At 31.2% G+C, this 14,397-nt stretch carries 12 protein-coding genes and 3 pseudogenes; 12 read left to right on the top strand and 3 right to left on the bottom strand.

Annotated features, from left to right (window positions below):
- Nucleotides 1–99: 99 nt before the first annotated feature.
- Both AGR56_RS14980 and AGR56_RS14975 read right to left on the bottom strand, forming a co-directional pair.
- The gene (locus tag AGR56_RS14980; protein ID WP_053242897.1) at nucleotides 100–843 is read right to left on the bottom strand and encodes an ABC transporter ATP-binding protein; all 744 of its coding nucleotides are present in this window, start codon (nucleotides 841–843) and stop codon (nucleotides 100–102) included.
- Nucleotides 812–1,821, bottom strand: a pseudogene (locus tag AGR56_RS14975) (ABC transporter substrate-binding protein). The gene AGR56_RS14980 and the pseudogene AGR56_RS14975 overlap by 32 nt, the downstream one beginning before the upstream one ends.
- A gap of 870 nt (nucleotides 1,822–2,691) precedes the next feature.
- Between AGR56_RS14975 and aroF the strand changes: the two are divergent.
- The 9 genes and pseudogenes from aroF (at nucleotide 2,692) to aroQ (ending at nucleotide 10,052) form a co-directional block, all read left to right on the top strand.
- Nucleotides 2,692–3,705, top strand: a complete 1,014-nt coding sequence (gene aroF / locus AGR56_RS14970) for a 3-deoxy-7-phosphoheptulonate synthase (RefSeq protein ID WP_053242896.1) — start codon at nucleotides 2,692–2,694, stop codon at nucleotides 3,703–3,705.
- Nucleotides 3,706–3,731: 26 nt separating this feature from the next.
- The gene (locus AGR56_RS14965; protein WP_242851472.1) at nucleotides 3,732–4,397 is read left to right on the top strand and encodes a prephenate dehydrogenase; all 666 of its coding nucleotides are present in this window, start codon (nucleotides 3,732–3,734) and stop codon (nucleotides 4,395–4,397) included.
- A 13-nt stretch (nucleotides 4,398–4,410) separates the two neighbouring features.
- Nucleotides 4,411–4,596, top strand: a complete 186-nt coding sequence (locus tag AGR56_RS22135; RefSeq protein WP_242851471.1) for a prephenate dehydrogenase dimerization domain-containing protein — start codon at nucleotides 4,411–4,413, stop codon at nucleotides 4,594–4,596.
- Nucleotides 4,593–5,619, top strand: a pseudogene (gene aroB, locus AGR56_RS14960) (3-dehydroquinate synthase). The gene AGR56_RS22135 and the pseudogene aroB overlap by 4 nt, the downstream one beginning before the upstream one ends.
- Before the next feature lie 47 nt (nucleotides 5,620–5,666).
- Complete coding sequence (gene aroA / locus AGR56_RS14955; RefSeq protein ID WP_053242895.1) at nucleotides 5,667–6,950, top strand: 3-phosphoshikimate 1-carboxyvinyltransferase; 1,284 nt, start codon at nucleotides 5,667–5,669, stop codon at nucleotides 6,948–6,950.
- A complete protein-coding gene (gene aroC, locus AGR56_RS14950) occupies nucleotides 6,928–8,007 on the top strand; it encodes a chorismate synthase (RefSeq protein WP_053242894.1) in 1,080 nt (359 codons plus the stop codon). The genes aroA and aroC overlap by 23 nt, the downstream gene beginning before the upstream one ends.
- Nucleotides 8,008–8,012: 5 nt before the next feature.
- The gene (gene aroE / locus AGR56_RS14945; RefSeq protein ID WP_053242893.1) at nucleotides 8,013–9,125 is read left to right on the top strand and encodes a shikimate dehydrogenase; all 1,113 of its coding nucleotides are present in this window, start codon (nucleotides 8,013–8,015) and stop codon (nucleotides 9,123–9,125) included.
- A complete protein-coding gene (locus tag AGR56_RS14940) occupies nucleotides 9,115–9,621 on the top strand; it encodes a shikimate kinase (RefSeq protein WP_053243351.1) in 507 nt (168 codons plus the stop codon). The genes aroE and AGR56_RS14940 overlap by 11 nt, the downstream gene beginning before the upstream one ends.
- Nucleotides 9,618–10,052 carry a type II 3-dehydroquinate dehydratase gene (gene aroQ, locus AGR56_RS14935; protein ID WP_053242892.1) on the top strand — a complete coding sequence of 145 codons (435 nt, stop codon included), beginning with the start codon at nucleotides 9,618–9,620 and terminating at the stop codon, nucleotides 10,050–10,052. The genes AGR56_RS14940 and aroQ overlap by 4 nt, the downstream gene beginning before the upstream one ends.
- Here the strand turns inward: aroQ and AGR56_RS14930 are convergent.
- A complete protein-coding gene (locus AGR56_RS14930) occupies nucleotides 10,044–10,676 on the bottom strand; it encodes a RusA family crossover junction endodeoxyribonuclease (protein WP_053242891.1) in 633 nt (210 codons plus the stop codon). The two genes, aroQ and AGR56_RS14930, sit on opposite strands and share 9 nt — an antisense overlap.
- A gap of 213 nt (nucleotides 10,677–10,889) precedes the next feature.
- On the opposite strand from AGR56_RS14930, the pseudogene AGR56_RS14925 reads away from it, so the two are divergent.
- From AGR56_RS14925 to AGR56_RS14915, 3 genes and pseudogenes are all read left to right on the top strand, one after another.
- A pseudogene (locus AGR56_RS14925) lies at nucleotides 10,890–12,343 on the top strand (6-phospho-beta-glucosidase).
- Between the two features lie 208 nt (nucleotides 12,344–12,551).
- Nucleotides 12,552–13,574 carry a tRNA (adenosine(37)-N6)-threonylcarbamoyltransferase complex transferase subunit TsaD gene (tsaD, locus tag AGR56_RS14920; protein ID WP_053242890.1) on the top strand — a complete coding sequence of 341 codons (1,023 nt, stop codon included), beginning with the start codon at nucleotides 12,552–12,554 and terminating at the stop codon, nucleotides 13,572–13,574.
- A gap of 95 nt (nucleotides 13,575–13,669) precedes the next feature.
- Nucleotides 13,670–14,365: a hypothetical protein gene (locus tag AGR56_RS14915; protein ID WP_053242889.1), complete on the top strand. Its 696-nt coding sequence runs from the start codon at nucleotides 13,670–13,672 to the stop codon at nucleotides 14,363–14,365.
- Nucleotides 14,366–14,397: the final 32 nt, after the last annotated feature.

Raw genomic sequence — 14,397 nt, 5'->3', positions numbered from 1 at the left:
TAAAATTAAATAAAATCCATAAATTTAAGTTTCTAAATCTTAAGCCTTTCAACATTTTATTTTCTTAAATTTATGGACTTTTCTAAATTAAATATTCTGCTATTTTATCAATTTTATTATTTCTTTTTTATAATCAAGTAATTCAGAAGAAAACAATCGTTTTTCCTTATCCTTTTTATAAAAGTCTAAGTCAATTCTTTTTTTTACAACACCCGGTTTTGAACCAAGAACATATATACTATCCGACAAAAATACAGCTTCTTCAATATCATGTGTAATAAAAAGTATTGTTCTTTCCACTGCCTTTTTCATATCTAAAATCCATTTTTGCAGGTTTTCTCTTGTTATAGAATCTAGAGCACCAAAAGGTTCATCAAGAAGCATTATTTCCTCTGAAGAAAGAAAAGTTCTAAGAAAGCTAGCTCTTTGTTTCATACCTCCAGAAAGCTCATAAGGATATTTATTTTCATATCCAGAAAGGCCCATCAATTCAATATATTTAGCTGCTTTACTTCTTGAGGATTTTTTATTCAAACCTTTTATATCAAGCGGAAGTACCACATTTTCCATAATAGTTTTCCAAGGAAGCAGCAGATCTTTTTGCTGCATATACCCTATGTCTCCAAACACTGAAATATTTCCGCTATCCATATTAGTTAATCCTGTTATTATATTGAACAATGTGCTTTTTCCACAGCCGCTTGGTCCAAGTATTGAAACAAATTCTCCTCTATTTACATCAATAGAAATATCCTTAAGTATAATATTATCATCAAAACTTTTTGTTATATTTTTAAGACTTATAACCTTATTATTTTGGCAAGAATTCGTTTGTGAATGCATCTTTTGAATTTAGCTCCTTTTTAATTAATCCTTTATCCTTTAAAAATTTTGCATATCTATCCCATACTTCTGCCTTTTCTACTCCCCATCTTGGTGCATCTGCAATGTAGTGAGTTGTCATATATTTTTGGCTTTCCACTGCCAATTTTTCATCTATTTCTGGAGCATATGAGCGAAGTATTTTTGCACTTTCTTCTGGATGTTTTATTGCATACTGATACCCTTCTTCAGTAGCTTTTAAGAATTTTCTTACCTTTTCAGGATTTTGTTTTATGATTTTATTATTAGTTATGAGTATTGGCGTATAGTAATCAAGTGCTGGATCTAAATCCTTAACAGCAATATAATCTAAATCAATTCCCTTAAGTTTTGCTTCAATTCCTGTCCAGCCTTCAAAAATCCATTCAAAATCTATATTTTTCTTTGTTGCCGCAAAAAAATCATCATTTCCTGCATTTACAATTTTAAGCTTACTAAAATTTGCTCCATTTTTCTCCATAACTGCTTTTATTACTGCCTGTTCTGATGGGGAACCCCAGCCTCCATATACTTTTCCTTCAACATCTTTAATAGTCTTTATATTTTTACTTTTTGGCGCTGCAAATCCTGAAGTATTATGTTCCATTAAAGTAGCAATGGATTTAACAGGAAGTGGTGAATCACCAGTAAGCGCATAAGTTACATCCTCCTGATAACTTACACCGAAATCTCCTTTTCCAGTGGCTATAAGTGTAGTAACTGCTGTATCCCTGGCTGCTGAATTTTGACATCTAAACCCTCTGCCTTATAGTATCCCTTCTTTAATGCAACATACATGCCTGTATGGTTTGTATTCGGTGTCCAATCAAGTATAACTGTAGTTTTATTCAGTGCCTTATTTGCGCTCTCCTTTGTACCGCTAGTAGTACTACAACCTGAAAACATTACTGTGCTCATTACTAAAACTGTTACCAATGATATTATCTTATTTTTTTTCAATTTGAATCTCTCCCTTATATAGATAAACAAGCTGAAATATTTAAATTACCAATACCAAATTTATCCTTACAAACTGGAATTTGTTGAGCACTATAGTGAAGGGTTTTTAACTCACTTCGTTTGTTAAAAGACTAAGGTTTTCGCTATGCGAAAGGTGAAGGGTTTTTACGGTGCTGTGCACGTAAAAGGTGAACTTTTTTTTTTTTTTTTTTTATCTTCAATAAAAAGCTAAGGTTTCTCAGGTAAATCTTAGAACTTAATAGTGTCAGCTACGCTGAGCACTATATTTTAAGCGCTTTGCGTGCATTAAGTTTAAGATTTTTTGTAGCGACAGCGGAGAAAAATCATCCTTCACTGTACTCTGTCCTCTGTACTTTGTACTCTGAGTTAAATTCCAGTTTATCGGGATAAATTTGGAGATTGCAATTTTAAAGTTTCAAGTTGTCTATCTATAAAAACATGTCGTTAATAAAAAGATGAGTTTGTTATAAGATTATGAAAAAATATCATTTAAATAAATTATATTATCAAAACAACCCTTCGTTGTTGACATAAATATTATGTGTGTTATAATTACCTCAAAGCGATTCTTAAAAATTAATTGGAGTGATTACTTATGAAAAACTTTAGAAAGGCAAATACAACTAAAAACTTTTATTACTTTAGCTTGGGCTATTATTACTTTAGTGGCGCTGGCATTTTTTTCATACAAAAAAATAAAAGATTTTCTTTCTAATGGGTTTTACAAGTTAAATTATATATATTGATACACTTACGAATATTTGATATTCTTTTGTTAAAATATAGAGCTCATTAAAGAGCTCTATTTTTTTTATAAAAATAATAAGTAAATGGAAGGGGCTAATTTTTATGGTAGTTATATTAAAGCACAACGTAGAAGAAAATGAAATTGCAAGAATGAAAGGTATTCTAGAGAGATATGGATGTAAGGTAACTGTAATGAATGGAAAGGATTATGTGGTTTTAGGATTACTTGGAGATACAAGTGATGTTAATATAGAACAAATACAGGCTTGTGAAAGTGTCGATAGAGTAATGAGAGTACAAGAACCTTATAAAAAAGCAAATAGAGCTTTTCATCCTGAAAATACAGTAGTAGATGTATGTGGAATAAAAATAGGTGGAAATAAAGTGCCTGTTATAGCAGGACCATGTTCGGTTGAAAGTGAAGAGCAAATTATTGAAATAGCTAAAAGTGTAAAGGCAAGTGGAGCCTCATTTTTAAGAGGTGGTGCTTTTAAACCAAGGACTTCACCATACAGCTTTCAAGGGTTAAGAGAAGAAGGACTTGATTTATTAAAGCTTGCAAGGAAGGAAACAGGTCTTCCTATAGTAACAGAAATAATGTCAGCAGATATGATTGATAGGTTTGTTGAGGATGTAGATATTATTCAAGTTGGAGCAAGAAATATGCAAAATTTCGAACTTTTAAAGCAGCTTGGAAAAACAAGAAAACCAATACTTTTAAAAAGAGGATTAAGTGCTACAGTAGAAGAATTTTTAATGTCTGCCGAGTATATAATGGCTGGTGGAAACGAAAATGTAATTTTATGTGAAAGGGGAATAAGAACGTTTGAAACTTATACTAGAAATACCCTTGATTTAAGTATAATACCAGCTATAAAAAAATTAAGCCATTTGCCAATAATAATTGATCCAAGTCACGCAGCAGGATTATGGTGGATGGTTGAACCAATGTCAAAGGCAGCAATAGCAGCAGGCGCTGATGGACTTATAATAGAAGTGCATAATGATCCAGAACATGCTTTGTGCGATGGACAACAGTCAATAAAGCCTAAGAAATTTGATGCACTTATGGGAAAACTTAAGGCTATTGCAGCAGTTGAAGATAGAGAAATGTAATAAGTATGGGGTTGAAGGTGAATTAAATGCAGAAAATTCTTAATATTAATATAACCGTCATTGGTTTGGGGCTTATAGGCGGATCTTACGCTATGGCATTTAAAGAAATTAATAATGGACACGTATGGGGCGTGGACACAAATGAAAACACCTTGAAAAAGGCAGCCCATATGAAAATAATAGATGAGGGATATTGTGACTCTTCAGCACATATCCCTATCGAAAAATCAGATGTTATTATTATTGCAGTATATCCACAGGCTGCTGTAAACATAATAGAGAAAAATGCGAAAAGTTTTAAAAAAGAGGCTATAATTACAGATGTTCTTGGAATAAAGGGGAATAATATAAATATAATTCAAAGTATTTTAAATGGATATGATGTAGAATTTATAGGAGGACATCCAATGGCGGGAAAAGAATCCAGCGGATTTGAGTATGCCTCTAAAGATATATTTAAGGGAGCAAATTATATCTTAACACCAACTGAAAAAAATAAAAAAACAACTATAGATTACATGGAAGATTTAATAAGAGCAATTGGATTTGAAAATATTTCTATTGTTACACCAGAAAAGCATGATAAGTTAATTGCTGTAACAAGTCAGCTTCCACATGTAATAGCTTTATCGCTTATAAACTCAAAAGGAGTAGATAAAAATATAAAAAAATTTTGTGGGTGGAAGTTTTAAAGATGAATCTAGAGTGGCTAGCATAAATCCAGAGCTCTGGTGTGAACTCTTTTTAAGTAATAAGGATAATTTATTAAAGTCTATTGATGAATTTCAAGAAAGCATTGCGGATATAAAAGAAGCAATTGAAAATGATGATTCAGAAAGACTTAAGACCATCATGAAAAATGCAGCTGTAAAAAAGGGGGAATTAAATTGAAAACTTTAAATATTAATTTAGCAGATGCAAACTATAATATCTATATAAAAAATGGAATTATAGATAACTTAGAAGAAGAAATATCTAAAGTTTACTCAGGGCAAAAAAATTGTAGTTATAACTGATGAAAACATAGAAAAGTTATATTATGAAAGATTATGCAAAAGTTTAAAAAAATATGATTTGCATAAAATAGTAATTAAGCCTGGAGAAAAAAGCAAAAGTATAGAAACTCTTACAGAAGTATATTCTAGACTTGCGGAGGTTAAGATTTCAAGAAGCGATTTAATAATTGCTTTTGGTGGAGGTGTAGTTGGAGATCTTGGCGGTTTTGCAGCAGCTACATTCTTAAGAGGCATTTCCTACATTCAAATTCCAACATCTCTTTTAGCACAAATAGACAGCAGCATAGGAGGAAAAGTAGCAGTTGACCTTAAAGAAGGTAAAAATTTAGTAGGAAACTTTTATCATCCTAAAGCTGTATTCATTGATCCAACTCTATTAAAAACACTAAGTACAAGATTTCTCCATGATGGCATGGGAGAAGTTATAAAATATGGGGCAATAAGAAATAAGGAACTATTTTATAAGTTAATGAATTTTAAAGATGACAGTGAACTTTTAGAAAATATAGAAGATATAATATATAGTTGCTGCAGCATTAAAAAAGCTGTAGTTGAAAATGATGAAAAAGACAATGGCGAGAGAATGATACTTAATTTTGGACACACTATAGGCCATGCTGTTGAAGAATTTTTTAATTATGAAAAGTACACTCACGGAGAAGGTGTTGCGTATGGTATGTATGCAATAACTAAAAACAGTGAAGAACTTGGACTTACAGAAAAGGAAACTGCTTTAGATATAAAAAAGGTTTTAGAGAAATATAATTTAAGTTACAATATAGAAGGACTTAATAAGGATAAGATAATTGAAACAGCAGCATTAGATAAAAAGACAAGAGGAGACTTTATAAATATAATTTTAATTAAGAATATAGGCGAATGCTTTATAAAAAGATAAAAAATCAGAGATGGATAAATATTTAAAGGTTTAAAGGGGTGTACAGATTGAGATGCGTTAAAATAAATCCTTCGAGCTTGGAAGGAATTGTAAAAATACCAGCTTCTAAAAGTCTATGCCATAGGTCTATAATATGTGCTTCACTTTCAAAGGAGGAAAGTGCTATAGAAAATTTGATTTATTCAAAAGATATTGATGCTACCTTGGGCTGTATGAAGGAACTTGGAGCTTACATTTCTTATTTTGATAATAAGAATAAAGTAATTATTAAAGGTGGAAAAACCAGCGAGGATGTGGAAAAGCAGCTTAATTGCTGTGAATCTGGCTCTACATTAAGATTTTTGATTCCAGTATCACTTTTATACAATGGAAAATCCACTTTTTATGGTAAGGGCAAGTTGTCTAAAAGACCTTTAGAACCTTATTTTAATATATTTGATGAACAGAGTATAGAATATTCACATCCTAAAATGGAATTTCTTCCTCTTAGCATAAATGGGGATTTAAAGCCAGGTACATTTAAGCTTAAGGGAAATATAAGTTCTCAGTTTATAAGTGGACTTATGTTTTCACTTCCATTACTTAATGGAGATTCAAAAATAGAAATAACAACACCGCTTGAATCTATTGGATATATAGATATGACTATAGATATGCTCAAAAAATTTGGTGTGGTTATTGCAAATAATGATTATAAGAGTTTTTACATAAAAGGAAATCAAAATTACAAAGGCCAAAATTATAGAGTTGAAGGAGACTTTTCGCAAGCTGCATTTTGGCTTGTAGCAGGAATCTTAAATGGAAATATAGTATGTGAAGATTTGAATGCTAGTTCACTTCAAGGCGATAAAGCTATAGTAAAGCTTATAAAAGCTATGGGCGGAGATATAGATACAAATAAATTTAGTACCAAAACTTCAAATACTAAAGGAATTACCATTGATGCATCTCAATGTCCGGACTTAGTTCCAATTTTGACTGTTTTAGCAGCATTAAGCAGTGGAACTACCGAAATAATAAATGCTGAAAGACTTAGAATAAAAGAATCAGATAGACTTAGTGCAATAAGCACAGAGCTTAATAAAATAGGTGCAGAAGTAATTGAAAAGAAAGATGGACTTATAATACATGGAAAGAAAACTTTAAAAGGCGGAAAAGTTCAAAGCTGGAATGATCACAGAATAGCTATGGCTTTAGCAATTGCATCCTTAAAATGTGAAGAGGAGCTTGTAATAGAAGGAAGTGAATGTGTAGAAAAATCATATCCACAGTTCTTTTACGATTTTAAAAAACTTGGAGGCGATGTAGATGAGTGGTGTGTGGGGAAATAAAATACAAGTATCTATATTTGGAGAATCACATGGAAAAGCTATAGGCATTGTAATTGACGGACTAGAACCAGGAGTAGAGCTTGATATGGAAGCTATAAATAAGGAAATGGCAAGAAGAGCCCCTGGCAAGAATAAGTTTTCTACTCAGAGAAAAGAAGGAGATGAAGTGCAAATTGTAAGTGGTTTTTTTAATGGAAAAACTACAGGAACTCCACTTACAGCACTTATATGGAATAGTAATCAACATTCAAGTGATTACAGCAATATAAAAGATACACCAAGACCGGGACATGCGGATTATACTGGCTTTGTAAAATATGAAGGCTTTAATGACTATAGAGGAGGCGGACATTTTTCTGGAAGAATTACAGCGCCTCTGGTTTTTGCAGGAGCTGTTGCAAAGCAGATTCTAATGAAAAAAAACATAATAATAGGAAGTCATATTTTAAGCATTCATGACATTAAAGAAAAGTATTTTGATAAAGTCAATATAAATAAAGAAACTCTTGAGGAACTTGTAAGTAAGGAATTTCCTGTAATGGATGATGCAAAAGGCTTAGAAATGAAAAAGGCAATACTTAAAGTAAAAGATGAACTTGATTCTGTAGGAGGAGTTATTGAATGCTGTGCTTTAAATTTGCCAGTAGGTTTAGGTGATCCATTTTTTGATTCTGTTGAAAGCACTTTGAGTCACTTGTTATTTTCTGTTCCGGCAGTTAAGGGAGTGGAGTTTGGTTTGGGTTTTGATATAGCTAAACTTAAAGGCTCTGAAGCAAACGACGAGTACTATTATGATGAAGATAAGAATATAAAAACTTATACAAACAATAATGGAGGAATACTTGGAGGAATAACAAACGGAATGCCTTTGATATTTAGAGCAGCTATCAAGCCAACGGCATCAATATATAGAAAACAAAAAACAGTAAATTTGAAAACAAAGGAAAATGACGACATAGCTATTATTGGAAGGCATGACCCATGCATTACGCTTAGAGCAGTTCCGGTTATAGAAGCAGTATGTGCAATTGGTATTCTTGATATTATTTCGAGGTGATAAAGATGAATGAACTTGACAATATAAGAAATGAAATCGATGAAGTGGATAGGAAATTAACTAAGCTTTTTGAAAAGAGAATGGAGCTTGTAAAGAAAGTTGCAGACTACAAAAAGAAAAATAATCTTCCAGTGCTTAATTCTAAAAGAGAAAAAGAGGTTATAACTAAAAATATTTCTTATTTAAAGAATAAAGAACTTTCAAATTCATTGGAAGCTCTCTTTATAAATCTTATGAATGTAAGCAAAAAATTAGAAGAAAATGAAATGGGACAAAAAGAGAAAGAAGGCTCTGAAATTTATGGTCTTTTGGGTGAAAAGCTTGGACATAGTTTTTCACCAGAAATCCATGAATCTGTATTTCAAAAATCCGATAAAAAAGCTATATATAACTTATTTGAAATTCCTAAGGATAAATTAAAAGAAGCATTGGAAGGTTTTAAACTTATAAGCTGCAAAGGAATTAATGTAACAATACCATACAAAACTGATGTTATTAAATTTTTAGATTATATATCTAAAGAAGCTGAAAATATAGGGGCAGTAAATACCTTGAAGTTTTCAGAAAACAAACTAGGAGGGTACAATACTGATTATATAGGTTTTGGAAAAATGCTTGAAAAGTTTGATGTAAAAGTTCGAGATTCAATTTGTGCAGTATTAGGAAGCGGCGGGGCAGCAAAAGCCGTAATACAATATCTTTCTGATAATAAGTGCAAAAAGTTATATATTGTAAGTAGAAATCCAGAAAAAGCTTTGAGTGAATTCGGTAATTATGAAATTATAGATTATAAAGAACTTGGCAACATTAAAAATGGAGATATTATAGTAAACTGTACACCAGCTGGGATGTTTCCTAAGACGGGAGTTTCACCAGTAAATAAAGAAATTGTAGCTAGATTTTCCACAGCAGTTGACCTTATATACAATCCTCTTGAAACAGAATTTCTAAAGCATGCAAGAGAAAGCAAGGTTAAGGCTGTTAATGGTCTTTATATGCTCGTTAGTCAGGCTATTGCTTCAGAAGAGATTTGGAATGATACTCTAATTGATGAAGAAATTGTAGATGAGATATATGAAAGCTTGATTGAAAAGGTGAGCGGCCATGGTGAAAAATAATGTGATTTTAATAGGCATGCCTGGATGCGGTAAAACAACTATAGGTAAAATTTTGTCAGAAAAAATTAAAATGAAATTTATTGATATTGATGAGTATATAGAGAAAACTGAAAAAAAGAGTATTTCGGATATTTTTAAAGATGGAGAAGAGGTATTTAGAAATATTGAAAGTAAAACCGTAATAGAGCTATCTAGCATGAACAATATGATTATATCAACAGGAGGAGGAGTCATAAAAAGAAGAAAAAATATGACTGTCTTAAGTGGAAAAGGAATAATTGTATTTATAAACAGACCTCTTAATAAAATAATGAGTGATGTAGATACAGAAACGAGGCCGCTTCTTAAAGAAGGAAAAGAGAAATTAAAAAAACTTTATAAAGAAAGATTTGAACTCTATAAAGAGTACTGTGACTTTGAAGTACTTAATGATGAAAATGTTGAAAAGGTAATAGAGCATATAAGAATTGAACTGGAAAAGAGGGGGATAATATGAATATATTAGTTGTAAATGGACCTAACATCAATTTTTTGGGGATAAGAGAAAAAAATATATATGGAAAAAATACTTATAAAGATTTATGCGAATATATACAAAACGAAGGTAAAAACCTTGAGGCAAATGTAGAAGTGGTTCAAAGCAATTCAGAAGGAGAAATTATAGATTTTCTTCAAGATGCGTACAATAAAAAGGTAGATGGTATTGTCATAAATCCAGGAGCTTATACTCACTATAGTATAGCAATATATGATGCTATAAAAGGTGTGAATATTCCTACTGTAGAGGTTCATATAAGCAATATTCATACAAGAGAAGAGTTTAGAAGGAAATCTGTCACTGCTCCTGCTTGTATTGGTCAGATATGTGGATTTGGTTTTTACGGATATATTATGGCAATAATGGCACTTAAAAATAATTTACAGTAACTTAGAAAAACAATTCTTACATATTATAAGTTTGCCGCTGTTTGCAGATATGCAGTTTGATTTAGAAACAACTTTTCCACATACTTGGCATACTATGGAATTGTCATCTTTAGCTTCAGCTTTATGCTTTAAAAGAGATGAAACGGAAGCTTTTTTTCTATTTGGTGGAGGACCGTATAATATAGGTTCTTCCTCTTCTTTTCTTTCAAGTACGGAATAGCTAATTTTAAATTTACTTTCTGCAAAAAGTTCAAGTTCAAATCTAGGGTTTTTATTATCATAAAATTCTTCTATTATAATTCGTCTTATTTGAGCGTCATTCACTATTATTCCGCTTTTTTCAACCCCGTCAAATATGCTTTTTGTTATGTTATTTGTATCTGGGTGTCTTTTTTTACTTTTATAGAAAACCTTGAGTATTGCTATAACAGCTTCATCGATTAAAGTATCTGGGTTTTGACTGCGGGCCGCGTAAGCTATTTGTTCTTCATATAAGGCATATCTATCGTGGTACTTACCAGAATTATATGGTAAAATAGCTCTTCCGTTTACATTAAACAATTTGAAATTTGATTTTGAAATTGGTGAACCATCAACTACTATCTTTGCATATTTATTCTTCATGTGATACTCCCTGTTTATATTCGTATAATAAATTTATTGTATTTAATTTTTTGTTAAGCTACATTAAATATTATAACACAAACATATGTTCAGTTTAAATATAGGTATACAAATTTTATATAGTAATGTTATTAAATCTATTGCAATGAAAACGGTTAACATGTATGATAATATATATTACGAAATATATTTATTAAATTAGGAGGAAGAGCTATGCAACATTTAATTAATGGATTTCCAGATGGATTTTTATGGGGTGGGGCAACGGCAGCTAACCAATTTGAAGGTGGATATGATGAGGACGGAAGAGGGCTTAGTGGTGCTGATGTTTTAACTGGTGGAACTCATACAACTTCTAGAAAAATTACTCCCGTTTTAGATGAAAATGAATATTATCCAAATCATGAGGGTATAGATTTTTATCATAGGTATAAAGAAGATATAAAACTGTTTGCTGAAATGGGCTTTAAAGTATTTAGGTTGTCTATAGCGTGGTCAAGAATATTTCCAAATGGGGATGATGATAAACCCAATGAGGAAGGGTTAAAGTTTTATGATAACGTATTTAAGGAACTTAAAAAATACAATATTGAGCCTTTGGTTACTATATCACATTATGAGGCGCCATTTAGTCTAACTAAGAAGTACAATGGGTGGCAGATAGAAGGCTAGTGGATTTTTTTGTTAGATACTGTGATGTTATTTTTAATAGATATAAGGATGTTGTAAAGTACTGGCTTACTTTTAATGAAATTAATTGTTTGACGACACCTTTTGGAACATTTATGGGTGGAGCAATTATGCCAAAAGGAAATGGAGAACTTAATAATATAGAGTTTGATGATGAGCAGCTTAGATTTCAAGCACTTCATCACCAGTTTATAGCAAGTGCAAAGGCGGTAAAACTAGGACATGAAATAAATAATAATTTTAAAATAGGGTGTATGATAGCTTACATGTGTACATATCCACTTACTTGTAATCCAGACGATTTACTTCTGGCTCAAGAAAAGGATAATATTAATAACTTTTTATGTTCGGATGTACAGGTAAGAGGAGAATACCCAGGATTTGCAAAAAGATATTTTAAAGAAAATAATATAAACATAGCTATGGAAGAAAATGATGATAAAGTTTTAAAAGAAGGTTGTGTTGATTTTTATACTTTTAGCTATTATAGTTCAAACTGCGTAAGTGCTGAAGGAAATAAGGATAAATCAAAAGGAAATGTTTCAACTGGATTAAAAAATCCATATTTAAAAGCAAGTGCTTGGGATTGGCAAATTGATTCTAAGGGATTAAGATGGTCTTTAAATAATATTTATAATAGATATAGAATTCCATTAATGGTTGTTGAAAATGGTTTAGGGGCTGTTGATACGATTGAAGAGGATGGTTCCATTAATGATGATTATAGAATCAAATACTTAAGAGAGCATATTGAGCAAATGAAAGAGGCCATAATAGATGGAGTTGACTTAATCGCATATACAACTTGGGGTTGTATAGACTTAGTAAGCGCAGGAACTGGTGAAATGAAAAAGCGTTATGGCTTTATATACGTAGATAAGGATAATGAAGGAAAAGGAACTTTAAGTAGGTTAAAAAAGAAAAGCTTTTACTGGTACAAGAAAGTCATAGCTACAAATGGTGAAGAATTAGATTAAGCCAACCGAATTTAGGCGAAGTAATAGTATTTTGGAATCTTTTTATATTGTATAAGGTTTATAAGACTTTTTCATTGTGATAAAATATATAAAGTGCATAAAAGTGAAACCACTGCAGCATTTAAAATATTTATACTTTAAAATTATAGTGCATACATAGTTTTAGATTAGCTGGTTTTGCTTACAAAGTAATTTGGAGGAAATTTTAATGAAAAAGGATATAGTTGTACTTGGAATAGAAAGCAGTTGTGATGAAACTGCTGCATCGATTGTTATAAATGGAAGAAAGGTTTTATCAAATGTAATATCATCTCAAATAGATATTCATACGAAATTTGGTGGAGTGGTGCCGGAAGTAGCTTCAAGAAAACACATTGAAAATATTTCTTTTGTAGTTGAAAAAGCACTTAGTGATGCAAATATGACATTAGATGACATAGATGTTGTCGGTGTTACATATGGACCGGGGCTTGTTGGAGCACTTTTAGTTGGACTTCAATATGCAAAAGGGCTTGCTTATTCTGCACATAAAACTTTTGTAGGTGTAAATCACATAGAAGGGCACATAAGTGCAAATTTCATAGAATATCCTGAACTTGAGCCACCATTTATGTGCCTAGTTGTATCGGGAGGACATACGTTTATAGTTTATATGAAGGATTACGGAGAGTTTGAAGTAATAGGGCAAACAAGAGATGATGCGGCAGGGGAAGCTTTTGATAAAATTGCAAGAGCAATTGGACTTGGTTATCCAGGAGGACCTAAAATAGAGAAAGTTTCAAAAGAAGGTAACCCGGATGCTATCAAATTCCCAAGAGCAAATTTTCATGATAATTCTCTTGATTTTTCATTTAGTGGACTTAAATCAGCAGTGCTTGGATACTTAAATACAAAAAAGATGAAAAATGAGGATATAAGTGAGAAAGATGTTGCAGCTTCTTTTCAAAAGTCTGTAGTTGATTTTCTTGTGGATAATACTATGAAAGCTTGTAAAATTAAAAAGGTTAATAGAATAGCAGTAGCAGGAGGAGTGGCATCAAATTCATTTTTAAGGGAAAAAATGATACAAGAAGGAGAAAAACTTGGAATAAAAGTAATGGTGCCAAGACCAATCTTGTGTACAGATAATGGAGCAATGATAGCCAGTGCAGCTTATTTTGAATATAAAAAAGGGAGGACAGCTTCTTTTGACATAAATGCAATTCCAAACCTAAAATTAGGCGAAAGATAAAATACTTATTGTAAAAAAACGGAAATTATGCTATAATATGTATTGTATTACTAGAGATATACCATTATAGAGTATTTAAGAGGTGATGAATACATATGGTAGCTGAGTTAAATATAAAAAAACGCAGCGAAAAAAGAAGTTATAGAAAGCAAAAGACTTATAGGATTTACAGATTTTTAGAAAAACACATATTTATAATAGTATGGGTAATGATTTTGATTGTGCTTTTGATTGGAAGTGTGTTCCCTTATATATATTATAAAAATTTAGGAAAAGCATATATATCAATAAAAACAATTTTTTACTGTACTATTATAGGTATGTCAATGGGATGTTTTCTTACTGTTTGGGCTAGGATGAGTTATGCTAAAAAAATAAGTGATATAAAATCTAGAGAAAGTATAAGAAATTATTCCAGACTTATTAAAGCAGATATGGAAAGGACAAATAGACTTTTTAAAAATAAACGGTTCACTCTTGTAAAAATAAGCAGTATAACAGTCATGAAAAATTGGATTGAAGCTTTTGCTAAAATTTCATCAAAGCTTACAAGATTAGAAATGCAGCAATTTTTTAACTATTACTCACAAATAGACAAGCTATCTGAATATGAAACTAGAATAAATAAGCATCTTGAGATTATGCAGTGTGGAGCACTTAAAGACTATCCATATATGAAAGAATATAAAGAGCTTATAAAATGTTTTACAATTGAGATAGACATTCTTTTTAAGGTTGACTCAGAATTGATAAGAGAAAAACTTGTAAAGCTTTGTGACGGAGATTTTTAATAAGCAGAAAAATAATAGGGTGTTAAGCACCC

This window comes from Clostridium sp. DMHC 10 (assembly GCF_001270375.1).
Lineage (GTDB): Bacteria > Bacillota > Clostridia > Clostridiales > Clostridiaceae > Clostridium_S > Clostridium_S guangxiense.
This window is presented reverse-complemented; position numbering and strand designations above follow the sequence as displayed.